General features: G+C 36.7%; 20 protein-coding genes and 2 tRNA genes. 16 read left to right on the forward strand and 6 right to left on the reverse strand.

The features are described from left to right. The first annotated feature begins 180 nt into the window (after positions 1-180). From AC3FI7_RS15380 to AC3FI7_RS15405, 6 genes are all read left to right on the forward strand, one after another. Positions 181-621, forward strand: coding sequence for a DUF6646 family protein (locus AC3FI7_RS15380; RefSeq protein WP_343660994.1), 441 nt, complete (start codon positions 181-183; stop codon positions 619-621). Positions 622-727: 106 nt separating this feature from the next. Continuing rightward, positions 728-2,218, forward strand: a complete 1,491-nt coding sequence (rseP, locus tag AC3FI7_RS15385; protein ID WP_491460441.1) for an RIP metalloprotease RseP — start codon at positions 728-730, stop codon at positions 2,216-2,218. Positions 2,219-2,298: 80 nt separating this feature from the next. Beyond that, positions 2,299-2,372, forward strand: a tRNA-Asn gene (locus AC3FI7_RS15390). Between the two features lie 273 nt (positions 2,373-2,645). Beyond that, complete coding sequence (locus tag AC3FI7_RS15395) at positions 2,646-5,831, forward strand: S41 family peptidase (protein WP_491460442.1); 3,186 nt, start codon at positions 2,646-2,648, stop codon at positions 5,829-5,831. A 531-nt stretch (positions 5,832-6,362) separates the two neighbouring features. Then, a tRNA-Asn gene (locus AC3FI7_RS15400) sits at positions 6,363-6,436 on the forward strand. A 275-nt stretch (positions 6,437-6,711) separates the two neighbouring features. Further along, the gene (locus AC3FI7_RS15405; RefSeq protein ID WP_491460443.1) at positions 6,712-9,243 is read left to right on the forward strand and encodes a DUF5686 family protein; all 2,532 of its coding nucleotides are present in this window, start codon (positions 6,712-6,714) and stop codon (positions 9,241-9,243) included. A 79-nt stretch (positions 9,244-9,322) separates the two neighbouring features. On the opposite strand, the gene AC3FI7_RS15410 is transcribed toward AC3FI7_RS15405, so the two are convergent. From AC3FI7_RS15410 to rplU, 4 genes are all read right to left on the reverse strand, one after another. Further along, positions 9,323-9,487, reverse strand: a complete 165-nt coding sequence (locus AC3FI7_RS15410) for a bacteriocin-like protein (RefSeq protein WP_142725199.1) — start codon at positions 9,485-9,487, stop codon at positions 9,323-9,325. A gap of 200 nt (positions 9,488-9,687) precedes the next feature. Beyond that, positions 9,688-9,855 carry a hypothetical protein gene (locus AC3FI7_RS15415; protein WP_172617098.1) on the reverse strand — a complete coding sequence of 56 codons (168 nt, stop codon included), beginning with the start codon at positions 9,853-9,855 and terminating at the stop codon, positions 9,688-9,690. A 198-nt stretch (positions 9,856-10,053) separates the two neighbouring features. Then, the gene (gene rpmA / locus AC3FI7_RS15420; RefSeq protein WP_002984034.1) at positions 10,054-10,311 is read right to left on the reverse strand and encodes a 50S ribosomal protein L27; all 258 of its coding nucleotides are present in this window, start codon (positions 10,309-10,311) and stop codon (positions 10,054-10,056) included. Positions 10,312-10,323: 12 nt separating this feature from the next. Then, positions 10,324-10,902, reverse strand: coding sequence for a 50S ribosomal protein L21 (gene rplU, locus AC3FI7_RS15425; protein ID WP_343660990.1), 579 nt, complete (start codon positions 10,900-10,902; stop codon positions 10,324-10,326). 184 nt (positions 10,903-11,086) lie between these two features. On the opposite strand from rplU, the gene AC3FI7_RS15430 reads away from it, so the two are divergent. Continuing rightward, positions 11,087-11,974, forward strand: a complete 888-nt coding sequence (locus AC3FI7_RS15430) for a neutral zinc metallopeptidase (protein ID WP_343660988.1) — start codon at positions 11,087-11,089, stop codon at positions 11,972-11,974. A gap of 133 nt (positions 11,975-12,107) precedes the next feature. After that, on the forward strand, positions 12,108-13,199 hold the full coding sequence (locus tag AC3FI7_RS15435; RefSeq protein WP_343660986.1) for an acyltransferase family protein: 1,092 nt from the start codon (positions 12,108-12,110) through the stop codon (positions 13,197-13,199). A gap of 22 nt (positions 13,200-13,221) precedes the next feature. Here the strand turns inward: AC3FI7_RS15435 and AC3FI7_RS15440 are convergent, their stop codons facing one another. Then, positions 13,222-14,391, reverse strand: coding sequence for a porin (locus AC3FI7_RS15440; RefSeq protein WP_491460444.1), 1,170 nt, complete (start codon positions 14,389-14,391; stop codon positions 13,222-13,224). Between the two features lie 202 nt (positions 14,392-14,593). Here AC3FI7_RS15440 and AC3FI7_RS15445 point away from each other — a divergent pair, with 202 nt between their 5' ends. From AC3FI7_RS15445 to AC3FI7_RS15470, 6 genes are all read left to right on the forward strand, one after another. After that, positions 14,594-15,172 carry a MiaE family protein gene (locus AC3FI7_RS15445; RefSeq protein ID WP_142725204.1) on the forward strand — a complete coding sequence of 193 codons (579 nt, stop codon included), beginning with the start codon at positions 14,594-14,596 and terminating at the stop codon, positions 15,170-15,172. 24 nt (positions 15,173-15,196) lie between these two features. Continuing rightward, positions 15,197-15,814, forward strand: coding sequence for a DUF502 domain-containing protein (locus tag AC3FI7_RS15450; RefSeq protein WP_142725205.1), 618 nt, complete (start codon positions 15,197-15,199; stop codon positions 15,812-15,814). 90 nt (positions 15,815-15,904) lie between these two features. Further along, positions 15,905-17,281: a tryptophanase TnaA gene (gene tnaA / locus AC3FI7_RS15455; RefSeq protein ID WP_142725206.1), complete on the forward strand. Its 1,377-nt coding sequence runs from the start codon at positions 15,905-15,907 to the stop codon at positions 17,279-17,281. A 329-nt stretch (positions 17,282-17,610) separates the two neighbouring features. Next, positions 17,611-18,684 (forward strand): FAD-dependent monooxygenase, encoded by a 1,074-nt coding sequence (locus AC3FI7_RS15460; RefSeq protein ID WP_491460445.1) that lies wholly within the window; start codon positions 17,611-17,613, stop codon positions 18,682-18,684. A gap of 2 nt (positions 18,685-18,686) precedes the next feature. Further along, positions 18,687-19,844: a pyridoxal phosphate-dependent aminotransferase gene (locus AC3FI7_RS15465; protein ID WP_343660980.1), complete on the forward strand. Its 1,158-nt coding sequence runs from the start codon at positions 18,687-18,689 to the stop codon at positions 19,842-19,844. Between the two features lie 162 nt (positions 19,845-20,006). After that, positions 20,007-22,448: a TonB-dependent receptor plug domain-containing protein gene (locus tag AC3FI7_RS15470; RefSeq protein WP_491460446.1), complete on the forward strand. Its 2,442-nt coding sequence runs from the start codon at positions 20,007-20,009 to the stop codon at positions 22,446-22,448. A 41-nt stretch (positions 22,449-22,489) separates the two neighbouring features. Here AC3FI7_RS15470 and AC3FI7_RS15475 read toward each other — a convergent pair whose 3' ends face one another. Then, a complete protein-coding gene (locus AC3FI7_RS15475; RefSeq protein ID WP_491460447.1) occupies positions 22,490-23,707 on the reverse strand; it encodes a PQQ-dependent sugar dehydrogenase in 1,218 nt (405 codons plus the stop codon). A gap of 106 nt (positions 23,708-23,813) precedes the next feature. On the opposite strand from AC3FI7_RS15475, the gene AC3FI7_RS15480 reads away from it, so the two are divergent. Next, entirely contained in the window at positions 23,814-24,185 is a 372-nt protein-coding gene (locus AC3FI7_RS15480; protein WP_291902566.1) for a BlaI/MecI/CopY family transcriptional regulator, read from the forward strand. Positions 24,186-24,187: 2 nt separating this feature from the next. Further along, complete coding sequence (locus AC3FI7_RS15485; protein WP_491460448.1) at positions 24,188-25,591, forward strand: M56 family metallopeptidase; 1,404 nt, start codon at positions 24,188-24,190, stop codon at positions 25,589-25,591. Positions 25,592-25,643: the final 52 nt, after the last annotated feature.

A 25,643-nucleotide genomic window follows, 5' to 3' on the forward strand; every position in this document is an offset into this window, starting at 1 on the left:
ATACAGCTTTTATCATTACAAAAAGAGAATTAAGCGACCGAAAGGGAGTTTTACCCACAAAAAAGAAACCCAATTTCTTAATAAATTATTAAAGTCGGCTATTTTTATAAGGCTTACATTCTTTCGGTTTCATTTTTGATAGAGATATTTTTTATTAATATCCTTAAAAATTTAAAATTTATGAAGAAATTGTTTTTTATGGTGACGATCCTCTTTTTTGGCGCTATGGCTAATGCTCAGGCCTGGACAGGAAAAGGAGATCAGAAAATACAACTGGGGCTGAGTGCCTGGGGATATGGAACCGGAATAACGGGAACTTATGACTATGGACTCAATAAACTTGTTTCAGTAGGAGCCGGTATTAACGGCTACTTTGACAATTATAAAGACAACGATAAGGATAATCGTGTTTTTGTTTTCGGGAGACTGAACTTTCATTTACAGGACGCTTTGAATCTGCCTTCAAAGTGGGATATCTACCCTGGAGTAGATCTTGGGGTCCTTGGGAAAGACTTCGGAATTGGTGCTCACATCGGAGCACGCTATTTCTTCAACGAAAAAATTGGGGTATTTGCAGAAGTAGGTAATAATGGCAGTCTGGGAGTTTCTTTCAATTTATAATCAAATCGTCTTTAAATATGACAAAGCTTCTCGTTTCGGGGAGCTTTTTTATTTGGCATAGTTTTGATAATTGTTACCTTTGCAAATTAAAATCTAAAATTTATTAATGGAAATAGCAATCAAACTTTTTCAGTTCATTCTGAGCATCTCTATACTTGTGCTTCTTCATGAGCTTGGGCATTTTTTACCGGCAATATGGTTCAAGACCAGAGCAGAGAAGTTTTTCCTGTTTTTTGATCCTTATTTCTCCATATTCTCCATGAAGAAAATCAACGGAAAATGGCAGTATAAATTCTTATCAAAGAATCTGCCGGATTCTGAAGTAATAGAAGTGAACGGAAAGAAGGAAGAGGTTCCTATCGATATATCAAAACTTCCGGACAACGACTGGAGAAAACACCCTGAACAAACGAAATACGGAATCGGATGGCTCCCTTTTGGAGGATATGTGAAAATTGCCGGAATGGTAGATGAAAGTATGGATACTGCCCAAATGAAAAAACCGGCAGAACCATGGGAATTCAGATCAAAACCAGCCTGGCAGAGACTTATTATTATGTTGGGAGGAGTTACCGTTAACTTTTTCCTTGCCTGGTTAATTTACAGCTGTCTGTCTTTCTTCAATGGGGAGACATATACAGATATTACAAAGTTCAGCAATGGTATTGAAGCAACTGCTGCAGGAAAGAAAATGGGCTTCCAGAATGGTGACAAAATCATCAGTGTAGACGGTAAGCCTGCAGAAAGACTTGAAAACACCTCCATCAATATTCTTTTAGGAAACAATGTTACGGTAGAAAGAAATGGCCAGGAAGTGACTTTCCCGGTAAATGCTGATGGCGTAGCTGACGTTCTTAAACAAAGAGAAGCAAAACTGTACATCACACCAAGAGTTTCGATGGTCATCGATTCACTGGCGACTCCTTCTTCCCAGGCTTCAGGATTGGCAAAAGGAGATAAAATAGTAGGCATCAACGGTAAAAAAGCAGCATTCTTTGATGAGGTAGCTGCTCTTTTAAGTGAAAATAAAGGAAAAACAGTTTCTGTTGATGTTGAAAGAAATGGGGCATTACAGACATTACCGGCAGTTTCTGTTGATAAAAACGGAAAACTGGGTATTGCTATTGATACAAAAAGTATTGCTAAGTCTATTGTAACGAATAAAAAATATTCTTTCGGAGAAGCTATTCCAAGAGGATTCACAAGAACGATTGAAGCATTAACAACTCAGGTTAAACAGTTTAAAATCATGTTCAACTCTAAAGTTCAGGGTTACAAGAATGTGGGAGGTCCTATTGCAATTGTAAAGAACATGCCTTTAGATAAAGATGCAGACGGAAGCTTTAAGATCAATTGGGTGGCTTTCTGGAGCTTTACCGCTATGTTCTCCGTATGGTTGGCATTCCTGAACCTTATTCCGATTCCGGGACTTGATGGCGGACACGTTTTATTTACACTATATGAAATTATTGTGGGGAAACCAGTTCCACAGAAAGTTTTGGAAAACGCACAGATGATCGGAGTTATCTTCCTGTTAGGCTTGATGTTACTGATCTTTGGAAGTGACATATTCAAGGTATTTACAGGGAAATTATAATTTTTTTGAAAATTTCTTTTAAAATATTTGTAGGGTATAAATATTCGTCCTATATTTGCACCACTTAAAACAAAGGACATTCCTCCTTAGCTCAGTTGGTTAGAGCATCTGACTGTTAATCAGAGGGTCGCTGGTTCGAGCCCAGCAGGAGGAGCAAAAAGACTTACAGAAATGTAAGTCTTTTTTTGTTTTTATTTTAGGCTCATACTTAATTCAAAAAAGACAGTTATTTGCAATTTATCTGTTTTACTGAATATTATTCTCCTTATCAGGCATTTACTTGTAACTATTTCCTCAATAATCCGACTATTCTTCTTTAGAATAATATGGATTGAGAAAATTTTCATCCTGTAAATACTTTTCTACAACGACAAAGAATAATCAAATCAATATATAATATCATATTGCATAAATATCCAATTGTACCATGAAGAAAACTATTATTTCGTTATTAACAGCATTTTCTATAATCGGGATTTCGGCACAGGAAAAATCCTATTTCTTATCAAGCCCTTCGTTAAGCCCTGATGGCAAGACAGCTTATTTCTCATATGACGGCGATGTCTGGAAAGTAGATGCCAATGGAGGAAATGCCTCCAGGATTACCGCTCTGGATGGAGAAGAGATCAATCCACGTCTTTCTCCTGATGGAAAATGGCTTGCATTCAGCTCTAACCAATACGGAAATTATGATGTTTATGTAATGCCTTCAGAAGGGGGTACAATCAAGCAATTGACATTCCACACCGGAAGAGACGAAATGGAAAATTGGGCATGGGATAGCAAAACCATTTATTTTACTTCCAACAGAAATAATAATTTCGGCAGTTTTAAAACTACGATTGAAGGAAAGACTCCACAGAAACTTTTCAAGAACTATTTCAACAATACCAATGGGTTAGCTGAAACCCCTGCCGGAGAATATCTTTTCACAAGTTCTTCAGAAAGTGCTCATCAGGTACAGCGTAAACGCTATAAGGGAGAAAACAATCCTGATATTTTAGGATACGACCCCAAAAGCAATTCTTTTAAGCAGTATACCAATTACGAAGGAAAAGACTTTAATCCAAGTGTAGACAAAAATGGGACTATTTACTTTATTTCTGATGAAAATAACGGAGAATACAATCTTTATAAAATTGAAAACGGTAAGAAAACAGCCTTAACCCAATTCGATACATCTATTAAAAAACCTTTTGTAGCAGCTAACGGATCTAAAGTTATTTTTGAAAAAGACTATCAGCTGTACACTTATGATGTAGCTTCAAAAAACATAAAGCTTCTGAACATCAGCCTGAACACTAATAAAACATTGGAAAAGGAACAGAATTTCAATGTAGAAAACAACATTTCGTATTATGACGTTTCTCCTGATGGAAAAAAAATGGCTTTTATAAGCCGTGGTGTTGTATTCGTTTCTGATATTGAAGGAAAATTCGCCCAGCAGGTTACCGACGGAAAAGAACGCGCTATGGAAGTAAAATGGCTGAAAGATAACCGGACGCTGCTTTACAGCCAAACCTATAATGGATATCAGAATTGGTTTACAGTTTCTGCGGATGGAAAAGGACAGTCCAGACAATTAACCCAGGACCTGCGCAACAACCGCAGTATCACATTCAATAGTGACCTTTCACAAGCGGTTTATTTAAGTGGTCGGGATGAAGTAAGACTGCTGGATTTGAAAAATTTTACTTCCAAAACCATTGTAAAAGATGAAATCTGGGCTTTCCAAAACTCAAAACCTTCTTTTTCGCCAAACAATGAATATGTCCTGTTCTCAGCAAAAAGAAACTTTGAACTTGATATTTTCATCTATAACATCAAAAAAGAAAAGACTCTCAACCTTACCAATACTGGTGTTTCAGAAGAGGATCCTGTATGGTCTCCAAACGGCAAGTATATTTATTTTGCCAGCGACAGGACCAATCCGTCCTATCCTTTAGGGATGCAGAAGTCCAACATTTACAGAATGGCTCTGGACTGGTTTGATGAACCATTCAAATCTGAAAAATTCGACAGCCTTTTTACCGAAGAAAAGAAGGAAACAAAAACAGACGATACGGCCAAAGACAGCAAGGACAAAAAGGAGAAGAAAGAATCTGAGAAGGAGAAAAAGGAAGAAAAAGAAAAGGAACCGGTTATAAAGGAGCTGAAAGTCAACCCTGAAGACACCCTGGACAGAATTGAGCTTGTTACCGACCGATATGGATATCAGGACGATCCGGCGGTTTTTACTGATGATAAAAAAGAGATTCTTTTATTTAATTCCAATCAGGATAATGGAAAAAGGCAGCTGTTCAAAAAAGTATTCACTGATTTTGAACCTGCCAAATCCGAAAAAGTTTTTGATAAAGCGGCATATTATTTAACTAAAAATGAGAAAAACTTATTTGCCCTGATAGAAGGCAATATTTATAAAACAACCGTAGCCACATTAAAGCCAGAAAAAATCAATATCCAATACAGTTTTGACAAAGATCTCTCTTCTGAATTTACCCAGATGTATGCAGAAGCATGGACGGGTGTTGAGGAAAACTTCTATGATGAAAAATTCCATGGCATCGACTGGAAAGCTAAAAAAGAACAATATGCCAAGTATCTTCCTTATGTACACAACAGAAATGATCTGCGAATCTTACTCAATGATCTTTTAGGGGAGCTCAACTCTTCACATACAGGATTTTCTTCCACCGGAAAAGAAGAGACTGTATTTCTGAGCTACTTTACGAATGAAACAGGAATTATTTTCAACAAAGACCAGCCTTATGTGGTTGAAAGTATTGTAAGAAAGTCTCCTGCTTACCGTACTGGTGTTGACATCAAGCCAGGTGACCAATTGATTGCAGTCAACGGAAAAAAAGTTGACCCTAATGAAAATCGTGAATCCTATTTTGCAAGTCCTAAAAAACAGGAGGAGCTTATCCTTACTTTCAACCGGGATGGTAAAAATATAACAGCAAAAGTACATCCGATTTCAAATGCAGAACTGAAAGGCCTGCTTTACGATGAGTGGATCTTTAATAACCACCAGCGTGTTGACAGACTCAGCAACAACCGCATTGCCTACTCCTGTATGAAAAATATGTCTACAGATGAGCTTGACCGCTTCCTCCTGGATATGGTAGAACAGGAGAACAGAAAAGATGCAGTTATTCTTGACCTGAGGTATAACACCGGAGGAAATGTTCATGACAAAGTACTCAATTTTCTTTCTCAAAGACCTTATTTACAATGGAAATACCGTGAAGGGAAAATGACAACCCAACCCAACTTCGCTCCTTCTGGAAAACCTATTGTCCTGTTGATCAATGAAGCCTCATTAAGTGATGCTGAAATGACAGCAGCCGGTTTCAAAGCGTTGAAATTAGGGAAAATTATTGGACAGGATACCTATCGCTGGATAATTTTCACGTCTGCCAAAAGTCTGGTAGATGGGTCTTCTTACAGACTTCCTTCATGGGGGACCTATACACTCGATGGCCAGAATCTGGAAAAAACAGGCGTAAAACCTGATATTTATGTCAAAAACACCTTTATGGACCGACTTCAGAATAATGACCCTCAGTTGGAAAGAGCTGTCCAGGAAATCCTTAAAGATCTGAAGAAATAAATTTTTAAAATTATATTAAACTGAAAGACTTGCAGAAACGCAGGTCTTTTTTTGAATTTTTGTTTATTATTTCGCATGAATATTTCCATGATTTTAAGTTTTAACCATCCTGCATTCATCTGCTTGCTAATAATCCAATAACTGCCAGTATATCAAAGTTCCAGCCATATTATGATCATTATCCATGGTTAAAGAGAGGCTCGCTAGACAACCAGCTTTTATTAGAATGTTTAGAAAGCAGAAATCTATCACATATAAAATCTCTTTTTAAAAATATAACACAAACAGCTCAAAAACTTGAAAGTATTAAAAATATTTAAGCTGGAATCATCTACTGACAAAGCTTTTATTGTAAAGATCATCATCCATTTTCCGATATTTCTTTAAAGATATTTAGAAGCAACAAAAAACAATCAAAATATTTCTTATTGAAATTCAATACATTTAGTTAAAATTCTTTATGAATAGGGAGAAAAACTTGACTGATATTAATATTCCTTCTATATTTGCACCACTTAAAACAAAGGACATTCCTCCTTAGCTCAGTTGGTTAGAGCATCTGACTGTTAATCAGAGGGTCGCTGGTTCGAGCCCAGCAGGAGGAGCAAAAAGGCTTACAGAAATGTAAGTCTTTTTTATTTATAAGGGTTTTCTGCAAAATGATACTTAATATACAAAACGCCAAGTCTTTTTGTTGTTATTAATTCCCTGATTATTATGAGTTAAGCATTAAAATTTCTCCATCAATTTTTAGTCAACACATATATAATTTTCGCTACATTTGTCGTTTTATATGGTAGAATAAAAATATTTTATTTTTTTACTTATTTTTTTAATAAACTGCATGCTTTTTGTTTATGCTAATTGCCTGAAGAAACGAATGATGTTAAACAATAACTCCCAAAAACACTATCTTTTATTTTTTTTGCTGATTCTCACCGGTTCCTTATGTGCTCAGAACAAAGCCAGCGGTAAGGTGGTTGATGAAAAAAACAACAAAGAACTCAATAAAGTTGATATTTTTGTCAACAACAGCAAAACTCCTACCCTGACGACAACTTCAGGTAGTTTCATTATTCAGTCAGACAGCATTATTCATCAGTTAAAATTTTCCAGAAAAAATTACACCACAGAAACACTTGATATTACTCCTGAAAATGCTGAAAATATTTTCGTGCAGCTTTCTCAGGCTAAAGTAAGTGATATTCAGGAGATTGTACTCCAAAGTGGCAAACCCAAATACAAAAATAAAAAAGAAAATCCGGCTTATGCCATTATGCAGAAAGTCTGGGCACATAAAAGAAATAACGGACTGGAAAAATTCGACACCTATTCTTACAAAGAATACGAGAAAACACAGTTTGATCTTAACAATCTGGACAGTGCATTCATGAAGAAAAAGATTTTCAATAAATTGGATTTCATTTTCGACTACGCTGATTCTACTGCAAGCGGAAGATTGGGACTTCCTATTTTCCTGAATGAGGCCGTTTATGAAAATTATGGGAAAAACAGACCCGACAAAGACAGTAAAAGAACTTTAGTTGCTCAGAAAACTTCAGGTTTTCAGGACAATCAGGTGATTACAGTCTCCGCTAAGAACCTCTACCGTGATATTAATATTTATGACAATACTCTGAATTATTTCGATATAGGATTCCAGAGTCCTGTTGGAACAGATGGCTTCAATACCTATGACTACAGTCTTATGGATACTATTACGATCCTGGGAGAAAAGGCATTCCAGATAAGGTATCAGCCTAAAAGAAAAGACATTCTTGCTTTTCAGGGAAATCTTTACATAGACACGGATACTTATGCCGTTTTAGGAGCAACATTAAAGTCTACACAGAAAATCAATGTGAATTTCGTCAACAGCGTCTATACCCAGCTGGAATATGATAACCCTGATGAAACAACATTCCTTCCTAAAAAACTGGTTACGGAATTTGAAATGAGCCCTTTTTCAAAAAAGAAAGGAGCTAAGAGCATTATAGCCAAAAGATCTGTAGACTATTCTGATTATCAATTCAATAAACCTCTTGATCCTAAAGTATTCAAGCGTACCGAAGAAGAATACGAAGACAATTTCACCAATAAAGATGAAGCTTACTGGACCAAAGCCAGACCTGACACTTTATCTAAAGCAGAACAGGGAGTCTATAACATGTTGGATAAGCTTCAGCAGACCCCGAAATTCAACCGAATGGTAAAACTGTTTGAAACACTTGGTTCACGTTATTATAATGCCTTCAAAGGGATTGACATTGGCCCTATTTTTTCAATTTACGGAAGAAATGAGGTAGAAGGTGACAGAATAAGGCTGGGAGCCAGAACCTATTTCGGATTGAATGATACCTGGAGAGCCCAGTTTTATACAGCCTACGGTTTCAAAGACCAACAGTTTAAATATGGGGTAGAGGCACGATATATGTTTAATAAGCTCAACCGTTTTATGATTGGGGCAGGAACCAGCAGAGATATTGTTCAGCTTGGAGGACAGCTTACATCCGGAGATGGTGTTACCCCGCAATCTTCATCTACCAGTACCTTTTTTGCGAGAGGAGAAAACATTTCTTTAAGCTCTGTAAACAAAACAAGTGTGTTTGCAGCTATTGAGCCCTGGAAAAATTTTCAGATAAGAGTAGATGGAGTGATGCAGAGCATTAAGTCTGCCATTCCGGAGAAATTCAATCTGATGTATTATAAAGATGGCCAGCTAAGAAAAACAGTTAACGATTCACATGTTACCATCAGTTTGATTGCAAAACCCGGTGCAAAGTTTTCACAGACCGGAATTGACCGCTATCAGGCCAGAAACCTTGCACCAACCATTGTTTTAAGATACACCAGAGGTATTGAAGGATTATTCAATGCTGACTTTAATTACGACAAACTTCAATTCATGCTTTATAAGCCTTTTTTGATTGGAAGTATGGGAAAATTAGTTGTTAATTTTGAAGCCGGAAAGAACTTCAGTACTGTTCCTTTGGCATTACAGAATATCATTCCAGCCAATCTTTCTTATGGTTTGGTACCGAATACATTCTCTCAGCTTAATTATTATGAGTTTGTTACGGATGCTTATACAACACTTCAACTGGAGCACCACTTTAATGGTAAAATCCTTTCTTATATTCCTTTGATTAAAAAACTGAAGCTTAGAGAAGTTGCTTTTATCCGGGGAGCTTATGGAACTTTAAGTGATGATTCCAAAGCTATCAATGTAGAAGGGTTTAAATATTCTGCACCTAGCGAGCATATTTATTATGAATACGGATTCGGAATTGAAAATATAGGGATCGGAAACCTTAGAATTTTCAGAGTGGATTTCAACTGGAGAGGAAACTATCTTGACAGACCGGATATTTCAAAATTCGGTGTTAAAGCAGGTTTCCAGGTAGGATTCTAAAATAAATATATTATAAATAAAGTTTCGGCGGCTTCTTTGAAGCCGCCGAAACTTTATTTAACTTTATTATAAGCCGGGATTAAAAGCACTCACAACCCTCTACGTCAAGCAAACAACGCATTTTCTGCTCCTTTGTAAGTCCACACCATACACTACATGATGTAATAGGTTTTGCTGGGCACCATACTTCACCTCCGTTAATACTTTTCAGATCTTTTTTTGTTAATTTTTTTAAATTTTTCATGATTATTTAGTTTTATTTGCCGCCTACTCTCTTTGCTTTTCGGCTTCCGCATAATTGTTTTTATCTGAAGCCGGATAAATATATCAATATTTCACAACTAAGAGATATTATTTAACTTTTTTTAATATTTAAAAAAGCTGAACACTATTTACAGGTTCAGCTCTACTGTTATCTTAATGAAGCAGACTATCCATAAAATCCTAGTCAAAACATTCTGTACATGGCTGCGACAATATACAGTGTGATTTTTGCCATGGCGACCAGCTGCACCATTCTTCACACGACTGAAACATTGAAGGACAATATGCAGCAACTCCACCTGTAATTCCTTTTAATTTCTTCTTTGTTAATTTTCTTACATTTTTCATAGATATTTTGTTTTTAATTGTTGGTTCATTCTGTCCACTCTGAGTCATTGTAACTGACATACAAAATGGACCGCTAACAAATATAAAAATATTTCACTAATAACTGAATACATAAAAATAGCCACTTTTAATTTATGTGCATAAAAAAACCTCAGTAAGTTCTTTACTGAGGTTTTAATTTTATAAAACGCTTAACAATTATGCGTTTGGCTCTACAGATACGAAAGATCTGTTATTTGCTTTCTTTCTGAAAACTACTTTACCATCTACTAGTGCAAACAAAGTGTGATCTTTACCGATTCCCACGTTATCACCTGGGTGGTGTTGAGTACCTCTTTGTCTAACAATAATATTTCCGGCAATAGCTTCTTGTCCTCCGAAAATCTTCACACCTAATCTTTTAGAGTGAGACTCTCTACCGTTCTTGGAACTACCGACTCCTTTCTTGTGTGCCATTTTATTACTGGATTATTTATTAAGTGCTTTAAATTGATCGATGTTCTTAATGATAGCAGCATCTACTTCTTCATGAGTAAGAACATTCTTTTCTAATTCAACTTTAACTGCTTTACCTAGAGTAATTAAAGTTTCTCTGTTCTCTTTAGACTGAGACAAGTTGTTTTTCTTTAAGTGATAGTTCAGCTCGTGATCTTCACTAAAGTTAACAGTTGCGTTGTCAGAAAGAACTTCACCTTTCACAGTTTCTTTTTTAGCAGCAGCTTTTTTAGCTCCTCCTTCAAAACCTGTAATACCAGTGATTACGATTTGAGTTAAAGATTGTCTGTGACCGTTTTTCACTTTGTAACCTTTTCTTCTTTTCTTTTTGAAAATGATTACTTTATCAGCTTTAACGTGGTCAAGGATCTCTGCTTCAACAGTGATTCCGTTTACAGCTGGGGCGCCTACAGTGATTGCACCGTTTACAGTAAGAAGAACTTTATCGAAAGAAACTTTTCCTCCTTTATCTCCTTTTAAACGGTTTACAAACAACTTCTGGTCTTGCTCAACTTTGTATTGAAGCCCTGCTATTTCTACAATTGCAAACATTGTTTATAAATTTTTAGTTATTTCGAGGTGCAAATATACATATAAATTTCTAAATAGCTTACAATCAAAGCAATGTTTTTTTAATTAAAATCCTATTCACTATGTTTTGAATAATTTTTTACAATAAAGTACTCACAATTAAGAGATAATTTCATACCTTCGTTTTACCAAATTGAATTTATATATGAAAAGAAACTTTAATCTCTGCTTACTAGCAGGCGCCATCGCTGTAACTTCATTGACAGCATGTAGTGATGACCAAATGGGCAACAATGTTCAACCTCAGCAGGAAGCACTCAGTGCAAAAATTGACCAACCCGGAGATCTGGAAAAAATCTGCTATTATGTAGATAATAACTGGAGCTCCAGTTCTGTTTTAGTGACAGGCCTGCAAAACTCAACTGACACCAATTTTATGAACGCTCAGATGACTAAAATTGCGAGTTTATGGGGAAGAAGCAATCCCACTCTGCGTTTTGTGAACGACCCGTCCAATTTCAATTCAACGTACAATGCTATTTCCTATTCTACAGGAAAAATCTACTACGGATACGCCATCTATTATGACGCAAAATCAAAAGGAGGCGATATCGTAAACGCCATGATTCTTGCTCATGAGTATGGACATCAACTGCAATACATCTTTGGTCTTCCTTCAGTAAGCGAAAATACTGCCAGACCTAATGAGCTTGAAGCTGATGGTTTTGCTGGTTACTACCTGAGAAGACCCAATGGATACAACAAAACCAATTTCTCTGAAATTGCTGCTGCATACGAATTTGCACAGAGCATTGGCGATTACCAAACCACCAGCCCCGGACACCATGGAACTCCTGCACAAAGGAGATCAGCCGTACGTTTAGGATTTCTTTTAGGACAGTACGATCTTAATGCATCCAATTTTGATTACAACTTCTTCTATTATTATCAGGGAGTTTTAAACGGTACATATAAGATGGCTAAAAACACAGTAAACCCTGAAATTGATGCTTACATGAGTCAATACATTGATGAGCTGAGAAAAATTCAATCCGGAGAAATTTCTGCAGAAGAATTTAAACATCTTCAATAAACGAGAACATTCATTTTTAGCATATTTAAGAAAGGAGGCGGACAGTATGTTCCGCCCCTTTTTGTTTCAAAAAAATCTTTTATGTTTTAAACATTCAATTTGTTTGTATTTTTGAACTTCCAAGCAATCTATAATGAACAGAGATCTCTATATTGATTTCGCCAAAGGACTGGCTACACTCTCCATCATATTTATCCATACCGCTTTCTGGTCCGGACAGTTTTATATTCCTGCAGACATAAGGGTTTATTCCCTTGTTTTCGATGTAGCTCTTTTCTATGCACTCAGCGGCATTACTTCCGGAGCCAATATCGAAAAAACACTGTACCGTCTCCTGAAGCTACAGATTACCTATATGATATTTGTAACTTTTCTGTTCTTTTTAGATTACTTCTTTAAAGTTTTCGGATTGAGTTTCTTTTCTATGGAATGGCTCCAGGATTTTTACTCTACATTTGGCTCCAAATATTCCACCACAAGCATTTCGGCATATCCTCAATGGGAAAATCTGGGAAACTGGTATCTTCATCAATACACCAATGCTGATACTTTTCCGGTAGTAATGGGAAGCTTCTGGTACCTTAAAGTTTACTTTATTCTAACTGTTTTCGGAGTATTAATCTTAAGATTTTTTCCAAAACACATCAATTGGTTCATCGGACTTTGCATTGCGTTAACCTTATTATTCAATATATTCCCGGAATATTATCCAACGGGACAGGTGGGATACGTTGCATTTTATCTTGCCGTATTTTTAACAGGAAACAGAATGCGCGGAAAAAAGATTCCGGTCAGGGTAATCCCGGTATTGTATACAGTTGTTGGAGCTGCCCTTGCATGGATGTTCTGGTATTATGGAGAAGACGTTTTCTATAAAATCAATAAAAATAAATTCCCGCCAAAAATCCCTTATATCATCTGGACATTATTCTCTCTGGTGACATTATTTGTTCTGTATAACCGGCTGAAGATCACAAAAGAAAATATCATTACCTATATCGGGAAGAATGCCATTTTCTTTTATTTTGCACAGGGGATAAGTTCTTCATTGGTTTATTTCCTGGTAGTCCCGTTAAAAGAAAACATACCTTGGTGGATTTTAATGATCATTGTTTATGGTATTAATATCATTTTAGCATTCATCATTTCAGCAGGACTGAAAAAAGTGGATGAAGCAGGATGGGGTCTTTTAGAATACTTCAGGAAAAACACAGCCAATGAATAATAAATGATAATAACAGCACCTTTTAAAGATCAATTTTTTTGCTGAAAGTTTTGGAGAGATCAATTCTCAACCCAAGAGTAAAAACACTTTTTTCTCTTTCACCCAATGATGTTTTACCCATGGAAAATCTTTGTTCTGAATAAATCTGAACAAAATTAAAGGGATGATAAGAAACTCCAACAATACAATCATTCCTTTTAAAATCCGGATCCAGATGATACTGCCCAGGAATTATTCCTGTATTTTTTATATCAGGAACATATAAATTATATCCTGCAAGAATAGAAAATTTTTCAAGTTTATATTTTCCAAAAACCTCCAGCCCTTTAGCATTGAATACCATAATTGATTGGGATATTTCCATTCCTGGATTCTGATAAAAACTCTGGGAAAAATCTCCGTTTTTATGCAGAACAAAAAGAACACTCCAATCAAAAACTTTTCCAGTATACTTTGTTCCCAAAGAAAAATAAGTAGGCTGGCCGGTAATACCTATTGCTCTTCCATTCTCTATAAGGCGGTCACTCAGAAAAGCTCTGTTATAGGCTGCTCCGGCAAAAAAATCATCTGCAACCTCATATTGAACAGAGGCCCCAAATCCATCAATAAAATGATCATTATTTCCCCCTCTGGCCTGGATTTGACCTCCGATATACAGATTTCCAAAGCGGTTACGGTAAATAAGAGCCTGATCCGCACGCCCCGTTCCTGTTTCTCCTCCATCAGTACCTCCAACAAACGTAGCAGATGCTCTTGCACCAAAAACATTAAACCGGTCAGTGTAAGAAGTGATATCCCGATAAACACTCCATTGCTTCCCAATGGTAAGAGTCCCATATTTCCCCAGCTCAATTCCCAGATAGCCAAGCCTATTACCAAAAACCTGTCTCGATTGTGAAGATTCCATCGTAACAAATCCACTGGAAAGGCTACCATCCACATTAAATGAGGTCCTTCCACGAAACATATTTAACTGCACTTCACCTCCTGCAATAAATCCCAATGTCCCCTTTTTGATATTCAGTTCCATTCCAATTCTTGATGCATTTTCCTGAAGCTCCATTTTATGGTCATATACCGCCATATGACCACGAAGACTCGCATAAGGCCTTAGAGATATTTCAACAGAATCTTTTACATTTTGTCCATACACAGGCAGTTCTTTCACCATAAAAAGTAATGAAAAGAGCATTAGCAAATAATATTGTCTAATCATTGTGATTGAGTCATTAGTTTTGTTATTACCGTAAAATAGCAGGGAAATGATTAATTCATATTTACAATGCTACAAAAAACATAGCTCTGATTGTGCAAAATTCAATAGAAAACAAATTCTGTCACATCAGAAGCACTACATATGTCCAATTTGTTTAAATTTACAAAAATTTTACAACATGTTTAAGTTGAAACTACCTACCGATCCAAGGTGGGCAAATATTGCAGAAGGAAACATTGGAGAAATTTTAACAGATCATGCCTGGTGCGAGCAGAAAGCAGCAACTAATGCTATCGGGCTGATCACGATGCTTCCTGAATATCCTGAGATTGTCACCGAACTTCTTGCCATTGCACAGGAAGAGCTTGATCATTTCAATCAGGTTCATGAGATCATTAAAAAGAGAGGTTTTACTTTTGGAAGAGCCAGAAAAGATGATTATGTGAATGAACTTGCCAAATTCATTGTTCAGGGAAGCAGAGAAGACCTCATCGTAGACAAAATGCTGTTTGCTGCAATGATTGAAGCCAGAAGCTGTGAAAGATTCAAAGTTCTTACTGAAAATATCAAAGATGAAGAGCTTAAAGTTTTCTACAGAGAACTTATGATTTCTGAAGCCAATCACTATACTACCTTCATCGGGTTTGCAAGACAGCTTGGAAATCCGGAAAAAGTGAACCAGCGATGGGAAGAGTGGCTGGAATATGAAGCTAATATTATTAAGTCCTACGGAAATAAAGAAACCATCCACGGTTAACACAAACAGTAAAGAGTATATCCATTGAAGAAGCCAAGCTTTGAAAATATCGCCAACCTTTTTCTGAAGAATTTTTTTCAGGGACTGGTTATTATTGGTCCTATCGGGCTTACCATCTTTGTCATCTGGTACGTGGTAAGCGCTATTGACAATCTTATTCCTTCTCTTGCCAAGCAGGTGCCGGGGCTTGTTTTCGTATCAATCATACTGTTTACTGCTATTTTAGGGTATTTAGGAAATAAATTCGTAGTCGGGAGATTTTTTTTCGACACGATGGACAGCTTACTGGAGAAAACTCCTGGAGTAAAGCATATTTATACTCCTACAAAAGACGTAATGTCCTCATTTGTAGGCGACAAGAAAAAATTCAACGATCCTGTATGGGTAAAAACCAATGAAAATCCGGAAATCTGGAGAATCGGATTCTTAACTCAGAAAGAAATGTCGGACGTTGACAAGCATAATTACGTTGCGGTATATCTTCCCCACTCGTACGCCATCTCGGGCTGGGTAATTGTTACTGAAGAAAAAAACATCAAGCCTGTAGTGGGAATGACAGCAGCTTCTGCCATGAAGTTTGCCGTGAGCGGTGGTGTAGCCGGATTCCATTCTGATGAAAATATATTTAAGGCTCCGGAATAATCTTCCCTTTCTTACTTATACATTGATGAATTTGAAAAATTATTTTCAAACCCATTTTCTTTACAAACAATTTAAAACATATTTTAACTCATGAAATTACCGTACGCGGAACCTTTCCGCATTAAAATGGTGGAGGAAATCTACCAATCCACAAGAGAAGAAAGAGAACAGTGGCTTAAAGAAGCTAATTATAACTTATTCAATTTAAAATCTTCGCAGGTTTATATTGACCTGCTTACCGATTCCGGAACAGGAGCAATGTCTGATAAGCAGTGGGCAGCTTTAATGACCGGAGATGAAAGCTACGCAGGATCACGTTCTTTCGAACAATTACAGAAAACTGTTGAAAGAATTACAGGATTCAAATATTTATTGCCAACGCACCAGGGAAGAGCAGCTGAAAATGTCCTTTTCTCAGTATTGGTAAAAGAAGGTGATGTTATTCCCGGAAATTCACACTTTGACACCACAAAGGGGCATATCGAATTCAGAAAGGCGCATGCCATTGACTGTACGATTGATGAAGCTTTTGATATCAATGACCTTCACCCTTTCAAAGGAAATATCAACCTTGAAAAACTGGAAGAAGTTTATAAAAGTCATCCTAAGGAAAGCATTCCGTTCTGTCTGATTACGATTACCTGCAACTCTTCGGGCGGACAGCCGGTTTCTCTGGAAAACATGAAGGCAGTAAGAGCACTTTCTGACCAATACGGGATCCCTGTATTCTTTGATTCTGCAAGATTTGCAGAGAACGCTTACTTTATCAAAAAAAGAGAAGCCGGGCAGGAAAACAGAAGCATCAAAGAGATTTGCAAAGAAATCTTTTCTTATGGAGATGGAATGACGATGAGTTCCAAAAAAGACGGCCTGGTAAATATCGGAGGATTCATCGCTCTGAACAATGAAGAAGTGTTCAGAAAGGCATCCAACTTCACTATTATTTATGAAGGATTTATTACCTATGGAGGGATGGCAGGAAGAGATATGGCAGCATTAGCAGTGGGGCTTGACGAAGCGACTGAGTTTGCTTATCTTGAAAGCAGAATCTCCCAGGTTGAATATCTCGGGAATAAGCTGATCGAATACGGAATCCCTGTTCAGAAACCAATCGGAGGACACGCTGTATTCATTGATTCTTTAAATTTTCTTCCAAAGGTTTCCCGTGAAGAATATCCGGCACAGACATTAGGCCTAGAAATTTATAAAGAAGCAGGTATCAGAACCGTAGAAATTGGGACATTATTGGCAGACAGAGATCCTGAAACAAGAGAAAACCGCTATCCGAAGTTAGAACTGGTACGTCTGGCAATTCCTAGAAGAACCTACACCAACAACCACATGGATTATATTGCTGCGGCTATAAAGAATGTATATGAAAGACGTGAAGAAATAGCCAAAGGATATAAAATCACCTGGGAACCTGAAATCTTAAGACATTTTACCGTTCAGCTTGAAAAAGCTTAATTATAAAACCGGAATTTTTCCGGTTTTTTTATATTGAAATCCCAACATATTGTCTGGTAAAAAAAGCATGTTTATTTTTCAAAAAACACCATGATTAACTAGCTTATTTTCAATAAGATATTAAAAATACCCATTAAAAAAAATACACATAAATCAATCATATTTTATTATATTAAATCATAATATTATGTTTTTCATTTTATTTTCAAGAAAACAAAATCAAATTGATGTTTTTTTTGAAATAGTGAATGTTTTTAATTTTAATTTTGTGTCTGAAACAGATATAAAAATACTTAAAAACCAACCTGAAAAAATCCGTTATTCCGAAAATGAACAAAATTGCTGTCGTGGGCGCTGGTATCTCCGGCTTAAGCATGGCGAATTACTTAGAAAAACATAAGATTGATTACCATATTTATGAAAGAAGAAAAAAGAGAGATCTTGCAGGGCATGGCTTTCTCATTCCGCAGGAAGGAATGGATTATCTTAATCAGATCATTGAACCTGAGCTTCTTCTTAAACATGGAAATTTTCTTAAAAAATATATACAATATTCCCACACGGGAAGAATCCTCGCAGAAAAGAATCTGGAGAATGTTTTCGCTATTTCAAGACATTCATTAATTGACCTGCTGACCCAAAATATTTCACCGGAAAAGATCATATATGAAGAAACTATAGGTCTTGAAGAGCATGATGGAAAACTGAAATTTTCTGACGGAGCTGATATTGATGCTGATATTATCGTTATTTCCGATGGGTCCAGAAGCAGAATCAGAAACAATCTTTTCAAAGATGAAACCATGAAAGCTGTAAGAGAAAGTGAAGTGGTTAATATTATCCGGAACAAAAAAATTGCAGACTCTATAGAAAATGATTTTATAAAGTTTCACCATGAGGAAGGCGGTCTGACTTTCGGAATCCTAAAACTCTCTGATGATACCGTTCTTTGGTATTCCCAGTTCGATAACGAAAAGTACATGATCAATGAATGTTCAGCAGAAAACCTAAGGAAATACATGCTCGAGGTCTTTGAAAACTGGCATCCGTTGGTTTCATCAATTATACAGAAATCCGATTATAAAAATGTACATTTATGGCGTGTATATGAATTGGAAAAACTGAATCGTTTTTATAAAAACAACATTGTATTCATCGGTGATGCAGCACACCCACTGATTCCATTTACAAGCCAGGGAGTCACCTCAGCATTGAAAGATTCATTTACACTAACTAAATATTTAGTTGAAGAAAACAATATGGAACATGCCTTCAAAAAATATGAAGCAGAGAGAAAGCCTGAAATTGAGGTTCACATCAATAACGGAAGAACACTATTGGAACAGTTCCTGCTCCCGATTAACCTACAAACACAGAATATTTTACCTATATCCTATAAATAAATATGTTTACCAATAACGATATCAACTTTGAAGCTCTGAAAAGAAAGGCCTACAATGGAAGATGGGCCACCCTGGAAGATGGAATCATTCCTCTTACCGCCGCTGATCCGGACTTCAGGACAGCCCCCGAAATAGAACAGGGAATAATTGATTACCTGAAAGACGGTTACCTGAGCTACGGACCATTTTCCGGACTTCCGGAATTTAAGAAAAGTGTTTCAGACCACTTTAATAAGGAAAAACAGGGAAGCTTTTCTCCTGAAAATGTACTGGCTGTAAACAGTGCGGCCCAGGGAATGTTCCTGATAGCCTCCTACGTTCTTCATCCCGGAGATGAAGCTATTATTCTGGATCCTGTAGATTTTCTCTTCAAAAAATCAGTTGAAACAGCCGGCGGAAAAGTAAAGCTTTGCCCTGTTGATACAGAGACAGGAGACATTGATTTTGAAAAAATGGTTTCTTTAATCAATTCCAAAACCAGACTTATCAGCATATGCAATCCGCACAATCCTCTCGGAAAGGTTTATGCTAAAGAAATACTGATAAAAATAGCTGAGATTGCTTCTGATCATGATCTTTGGGTCATGAGTGATGAAATCTGGAGCGATATTATTTATGATCATAGAGGTTTTCATACTTACTCTTCCGTTTCAGAAAAGGCAAAGAAAAAAAGTTTTACAGTCTATGGATTCTCGAAATCATTCGGAATTGCCGGCCTGAGAATTGGGGCTGTACTATGTCATGATCAGGATATTCTCGAAGATTTTACTGAAAGATCCCATTTCAATTCAACAATAGAAGGTGTTTCTACTTTATCCCAGATTGCTGCAAGTGTAGCATTACAAAAAGCAAAGCCTTGGTACAGAGAGTTTTTAGCACATTTACAGAGCAACAGGGATCTTGTTTATCAACTACTGAGCCGTTCAGAAGTTCTGACCCCCAATCTGCCTGAAGCTACTTTTGTAGCATTTCCCAAAATTAACAATGGAATGACCAGCGATGAATTTGCCCAGCACGTACTGAAAGAAGGAAAAGTTGCTGTTGTTCCCGGATCAGAAAGATGGTTCGGAAAGGGAGCGGAAGGACATATCAGAATCTGCTTTTCAACTTCAAAGGAAATTGTAGAAGAAGGAATTAAGAGAATCATCACAAGCTTTTAACATTAAAATTTTTCATTAAATGAAAGAAAAATGTTATTATTTTTCCGAAATTAACACAAACCATTACAATAATGAGATTTTTATACTAAATATCAAATTTTAATATTGATTTAAGAATAAATATTGATAATTTTGATCGAATCATCACTCAAAATCATCAATATGAAAATAAAATACATCAGCATTATTTTCCTTGGAGTCTCTGCTTTCTCGTATGCCCAGCAAATAAAGGATACCTTAAAAGAATCAAAGATAGACGAAGTCGCCATCACCGGTAGCCGGAACAAAAAAAGAACAGTTGTCAACACCCCGGTACCTATTGATATTATCGATATCAAACAGGTAAGTCAGTCTACAGGGCAGGTAGAAGTCAACCAGCTGTTACAGTTTTCAGCACCCTCTTTCAATTCCAATAAACAGTCAGGATCTGATGGTGCTGATGCCGTAGATCCGGCTACTTTAAGAGGCCTAGGGCCAGATCAAACCTTACTTTTGCTTAATGGAAAAAGATATCATCAGTCTTCACTGATTAACCTTTTCGGAACCAAAGGAAGAGGAAATACCGGATATGATATGAATACCATACCCATTGGTGCGATAAAAAGAGTAGAGGTCCTTCGGGACGGAGCGTCCGCCCAATATGGTTCTGATGCTATTGCAGGAGTAATTAATGTTATTTTGAATGACAGAAATAATGGTTTTGAAGGAAATCTTTTCACAGGTATGAATCTTTTCAAAAGTCCAGGTAATAATGACGTTGTATCAGATCACAAAATAGACGGAACCACCTTTGATTTCAATGGAAATTTGGGAACTAAAATAGGATCAAAAGGCGGATTTGGAAACTTTACGGTAGAATTTATCAACAAAGATTACGCCATACGAAATGCCAATCCTGCTATTTACAATGATCCGTCACCAGCACCAAGACAGCGTTTTGGAGACGCGAAAGCCCAAAACATATACTTTTTCGGAAATATTGAGCTTCCATTATCTGATGGCCTAAAATTTTATTCCCGCCAGGGCTTTTCACACAGAAATACCAAAGCCTATGCGTGGACCAGAACAGCGGATGCAGACGGTAATATTCCTGAAGTTTACCCTACAGGATTTAACCCGGTTGAAAATACCAGTATTTCAGATTTCACCTTTGATAATGGTTTAAAATTCAAGATTGCCGGGTGGGATTTAGATTTCTATAATGCTTTTGGCAACAACAGATTTACTTATCAGATTGATAATACGATCAATGCAACCCTGGGAGTCAAATCACCGACAAGCTTTAATGCCGGAGGACATTCATTACTGCAGAATACCACAGGTTTCAATGCTGTAAAACAGTTCAAAGTACTGGAAGGACTCAATATTGCTTTCGGATCAGAATTCAGATATGAAAAATTTGATATTATCAAGGGAGAAGAGGCGTCTTACACCATATACGATAAAAACGGCAATCCTGCCACACCAGATACTCCTGAAAGCTTACTTGTTACCAATCCTTTAAGCGGCAATGTAAGACCAGGTGGCTCTCAGGGTTTCCCGGGATACTCTACCGATATTGGCAAAAGCAGAAATAATTTTGCAGCCTACATAGATACGGAACTGGATGTGACTAAAAACTGGATGATAAGTGTTGCCGGAAGATTTGAAAATTATAATGATTTTGGAAGTACCTTAAATGGAAAATTCGCGACAAGATATGCGATCACGCCACAGTTCGCTTTCCGTGGTTCCATATCTACCGGATTCAGAGCACCTTCTCTGGCACAGAAATATTACAGTCAGCAATTTACCAACTTCCAGGGCGGTAAACTGGTCACTATTCAGCTCGCTTCTAATGACAGTAACATCGCAAGCAGCCTGGGAATTCCTCAACTGAAGCAGGAAACCTCAGTGAACGGTAGTGCCGGGTTTACCTTCAATACTGGAAAATTTACAGCCACCGTAGATGGTTATTACATCCGTGTGAAAGACAGAATCGTTTTGACCGGATATTTTGCACAAGCAGACTTACCAGAAAAAGTTCAAGAAGAGAATCCATTTATTGACCAGGTACAATTCTTTTCCAATGCAATCGATACCAAAACAAAAGGAGTCGATCTTATTTTAAGCTATAATGAAAATATAGGATCCGGAAAACTGACTGCTACATTAGCCGGAAACTATAATGATATGCAAATCACAAAAGTCAATACCTCAGAACAGCTGGCAGGGAAAGAAGATACTTACCTGAGTGCAAGAGAAAAAGCATTTATTCTTGCTTCTGCTCCGAAAACAAAAGTTAATTTAAATCTTAACTATAAGATCAACAAATTCAATATGAATCTGCAAATGGTCAGATTTGATAAAGTAACCCTAATTGGGTATGACGGCACAGAGCAGGTATATAACCCAAAGGTAACAACAGATCTGTCTTTCGGGTGTGAATTTTCTAAAAATATTAATCTGACTTTGGGAAGCAAAAATCTATTCAACAGGTACCCAACTTTACAGTCATCTGCACAGGTGACTAACGGAAATACGGAATCCGGAGGTATTTTTGATCCTGTACAGATGGGATTTGCCGGAAGACAGGTTTTTGCCAGACTTAACTTTAAATTTTAATAAAAAATAAAAACTCCTGAGAATTTTCAGGAGTTTTTATTTTATTTTTTTGAAATTTTGTAAAGCTTACCACTGTCCGTTACCGCATACAAATTTCCATCCATCCCGTTCAGTACATCACGGAAACGTTCCTTCTGATCCTCAAGCAGACGCTCTTCTCCTACTACCTTGTTATCTTTCATCACAATTCTGTCGATATGTTCTCCGCTTAAGCATCCAATAATCAGATTTCCTTTCCATTCATCAATATTTCCGCTATAAAAAGTAATTCCACTTGGTGAAATTACAGGATCCCAATAATAGACAGGCTGTTCAGTTCCTTCTCTCTGTGTAATTCCCTGCCCTACTTTATCTCCGGAATATTCTATTCCATACGTCACATCTCCCCAACCGTAATTTTTCCCAGGCTGGATCAGATTGATCTCATCCCCTCCTCTTGGCCCCATTTCCACATCCCAAAGGTTTCCATTGGGATCTATAGCCATACCCTGAGGATTTCTGAGCCCATATGCGTAGATTTCCGGTTTGTACCCCTGCTTTCCAATAAAAGGATTTCCTGGTGCAGGTTTGCCTTCTGTAGTGATCTTTAAAATTTTTCCAAGATAATTATCCGTTTTCTGAGCGTATACACGGGTCACTTTATCTGATCTTTCTCCTGTACTGACAAACAAATATCCTTCTTTATTAAAAGCAAGACGGCTTCCGTAATGTTTATCTCCGTCATATGAAGGTTCCGCCCGGAAAATAACTTTTACCTCTGCAATATTTTTAAGATCCGCAGACAGCTTTCCTTTTGCTACAGAAGTTAAGTTTCCTTTTCCAAATGGTTCTGAAAAACTGAAGTAAATTATATTATTGGTTTTAAAATCCGGATCCAGGGCAACGTCCAGCATTCCTCCCTGTCCTTTTGAATCTACTTTTGGAAATCCTTCTATTTTTGAAACCTGCTTTCCATCTGTTGACACAACATTCATATGCCCATTCTTGTCAGTAATGAGAAACCTTCCGTCAGGTAAATTGATAATTCCCCAGGGTCTTCCCAGATCTTTATTCAAGACTTCTACGTTATATGCTGTTGTTGTCTTTACAGCCTTAATTCTTGTCTGTCCCTGAAATGCCGGCTTATAGTCAGAATTAGGATTTTCTGTCTCTACACTGCCATCATTTCCGGTTTTCTGGGCATTTGCATGATTTTCCTTACATGAAGATAAAATAAGAAAAAGGCTTATTGCCGGGACATAAAATTGATTGATTTTCATAGCATTATGGTTAGGTGTTAGAAAAATGAATGGAAAAATAATGCCATAAAGTTTGTGTATATCAATTTTTATTCTACATTTGTAGAACAAATTATAAAATTGTAGAATGAAAGAAATTAAACTGACAGATTCTGAAAAAGTCCTTATGGAAATTCTTTGGGAAAAGAAAACCGTTTTCATGAAGGATATTCTGGAAGCTTCACCAGAACCAAAACCTGCACCATCAACTATTGCTACATTGCTTAAAAGAATGCAGAATAAAGAACTGGTTGGCTATAAACTGTATGGAAATTCCCGCGAATACTATCCAAAAGTAGAGAAGGGGGAATATTTCAAGGAAGAAATGACTTCCATGATTGACCGTTTTTTCAACAGTTCTGTAACACAGTTTGCCTCGTTTTTTACTTCCAATGCAAAACTTAGCCAGAAGGAACTGAAAGAGCTTCGTGACATTATTGACGAACAGATAAAAGAATAAAGATGACTGCTATTGTTTTAAAAATAATCCTGTGCTCTTCTATTTTCATCACTGTTTATTATCTGTTTTTGGAAAAAGAAAGAATACTCAGATTTAACCGGATGTATTTGCTAAGCTCATTATTGCTTTCATATGCAATTCCGTTTGTTACCATTACGCTGCCAACCCATCACAGCGGGAAAACAACTCAATTGATTATTGAAAAAACTGCACAACAACTCGCTGTCACCCCGCAGGAGCAGGAAAGTTTTAACTTGACGAATGTGATGTGGGGAATTTATATATTGATCGCATCTTTTCTGTTGCTGAGAAGCCTTATTTCCTTTCTTAAAATCAAAAAAATATCCGGAAAGAAACATGTTTACCACAACCATACTATATTATTGACAAAAGAAAATCTTTCACCCTTCAGTTTTTGGAAAACAATTTATATGGGGGAAAGCTATATGAATAATAACGTTATAGATCCAAGAATTTTCATCCACGAAAAGACCCATATTGAACAAAAACACAGTTTAGACATGCTGGTTTTGAATATTTTAAGAATTTTCAGTTGGTTCAACCCCATTCTTTTACTCTACAACAAAGCTATAATCACAAATCATGAATTTCTGGCAGATGAAGCTGTTATGAAAAGCAATTACGACATCAGAGAATATCAGAATCTTATTCTTGAAGAAATTCTTAATCATCAAAACCCACCTTTGACTCATTCATTTAATTTTAATAACACCAAAAAAAGATTTATTATGATGAAAACAAAAAAAACAAAATTTAGTTTGTTAAAAAAAACAGCAGGTATCACTGCTTTAATTTCTGCAGTAGCCTTATTCTCTGAAAGAACATATGCTGAGAATCCCAATCATTTTCTTTTTTCTGAAAAAACAACAGAAATGCCAACCCAAATTGGAGATCAAAGACCATATCAAACCAGTTTAATTACTCCTTCATATCATGAAAAAACAAAAAAAGAAGGGCATGCATCCACTATACCGGATTTCAAAAAAGAGGAGTTAAAAAAAGTTTCGGATACAGTAGTTCCAAGAACAGATGAAGGTAAAAACACAAATACAGCTCTCAATACTCAACAGATTTCTAATGAAACTCCTGCGCAATATCCTGGTGGGGATAAAGACTTAAAAATCAAAATAAGCAGAAATGTGGATGTAAGTAATTTAGGAAGCTATAACGGACCTATAACATCTACCGCCTATATTCATATCAATGAAATGGGAAAAACAACAGAGGTAACGACTTCGGGAGAAAACGAAATCCTTAACAGGGAACTTCTAAAAGCAGTCACTGAAATAAGTAATGAAACCAACTGGAAGCCTGCAATGAAGGATGGAAAAGCCATTGCTTCAGTATTAAAGGTTCCAGCAACAATGACCTTTACACGTCCATAACAACAAAGTGCTAATAATTAGCACTTTTATTTTTTCAATTGTTTTGTTTAGC

The organism is Chryseobacterium sp. TQ-BC-N36, from assembly GCF_058382295.1.

What these genes read in the sequence shown, in the direction of transcription:
- AC3FI7_RS15380 (WP_343660994.1), top strand. Translation starts at nt 181, where the DNA reads ATGAAGAAATTGTTTTTTATGGTGACGATCCTCTTTTTTGGCGCTATG.
- rseP (WP_491460441.1), top strand. Translation starts at nt 728, where the DNA reads ATGGAAATAGCAATCAAACTTTTTCAGTTCATTCTGAGCATCTCTATA.
- AC3FI7_RS15395 (WP_491460442.1), top strand. Translation starts at nt 2,646, where the DNA reads ATGAAGAAAACTATTATTTCGTTATTAACAGCATTTTCTATAATCGGG.
- AC3FI7_RS15405 (WP_491460443.1), top strand. Translation starts at nt 6,712, where the DNA reads ATGATGTTAAACAATAACTCCCAAAAACACTATCTTTTATTTTTTTTG.
- AC3FI7_RS15410 (WP_142725199.1), bottom strand. Translation starts at nt 9,487, where the DNA reads ATGAAAAATTTAAAAAAATTAACAAAAAAAGATCTGAAAAGTATTAAC.
- AC3FI7_RS15415 (WP_172617098.1), bottom strand. Translation starts at nt 9,855, where the DNA reads ATGAAAAATGTAAGAAAATTAACAAAGAAGAAATTAAAAGGAATTACA.
- rpmA (WP_002984034.1), bottom strand. Translation starts at nt 10,311, where the DNA reads ATGGCACACAAGAAAGGAGTCGGTAGTTCCAAGAACGGTAGAGAGTCT.
- rplU (WP_343660990.1), bottom strand. Translation starts at nt 10,902, where the DNA reads ATGTTTGCAATTGTAGAAATAGCAGGGCTTCAATACAAAGTTGAGCAA.
- AC3FI7_RS15430 (WP_343660988.1), top strand. Translation starts at nt 11,087, where the DNA reads ATGAAAAGAAACTTTAATCTCTGCTTACTAGCAGGCGCCATCGCTGTA.
- AC3FI7_RS15435 (WP_343660986.1), top strand. Translation starts at nt 12,108, where the DNA reads ATGAACAGAGATCTCTATATTGATTTCGCCAAAGGACTGGCTACACTC.
- AC3FI7_RS15440 (WP_491460444.1), bottom strand. Translation starts at nt 14,391, where the DNA reads ATGCTCTTTTCATTACTTTTTATGGTGAAAGAACTGCCTGTGTATGGA.
- AC3FI7_RS15445 (WP_142725204.1), top strand. Translation starts at nt 14,594, where the DNA reads ATGTTTAAGTTGAAACTACCTACCGATCCAAGGTGGGCAAATATTGCA.
- tnaA (WP_142725206.1), top strand. Translation starts at nt 15,905, where the DNA reads ATGAAATTACCGTACGCGGAACCTTTCCGCATTAAAATGGTGGAGGAA.
- AC3FI7_RS15460 (WP_491460445.1), top strand. Translation starts at nt 17,611, where the DNA reads ATGAACAAAATTGCTGTCGTGGGCGCTGGTATCTCCGGCTTAAGCATG.
- AC3FI7_RS15465 (WP_343660980.1), top strand. Translation starts at nt 18,687, where the DNA reads ATGTTTACCAATAACGATATCAACTTTGAAGCTCTGAAAAGAAAGGCC.
- AC3FI7_RS15470 (WP_491460446.1), top strand. Translation starts at nt 20,007, where the DNA reads ATGAAAATAAAATACATCAGCATTATTTTCCTTGGAGTCTCTGCTTTC.
- AC3FI7_RS15475 (WP_491460447.1), bottom strand. Translation starts at nt 23,707, where the DNA reads ATGAAAATCAATCAATTTTATGTCCCGGCAATAAGCCTTTTTCTTATT.
- AC3FI7_RS15480 (WP_291902566.1), top strand. Translation starts at nt 23,814, where the DNA reads ATGAAAGAAATTAAACTGACAGATTCTGAAAAAGTCCTTATGGAAATT.
- AC3FI7_RS15485 (WP_491460448.1), top strand. Translation starts at nt 24,188, where the DNA reads ATGACTGCTATTGTTTTAAAAATAATCCTGTGCTCTTCTATTTTCATC.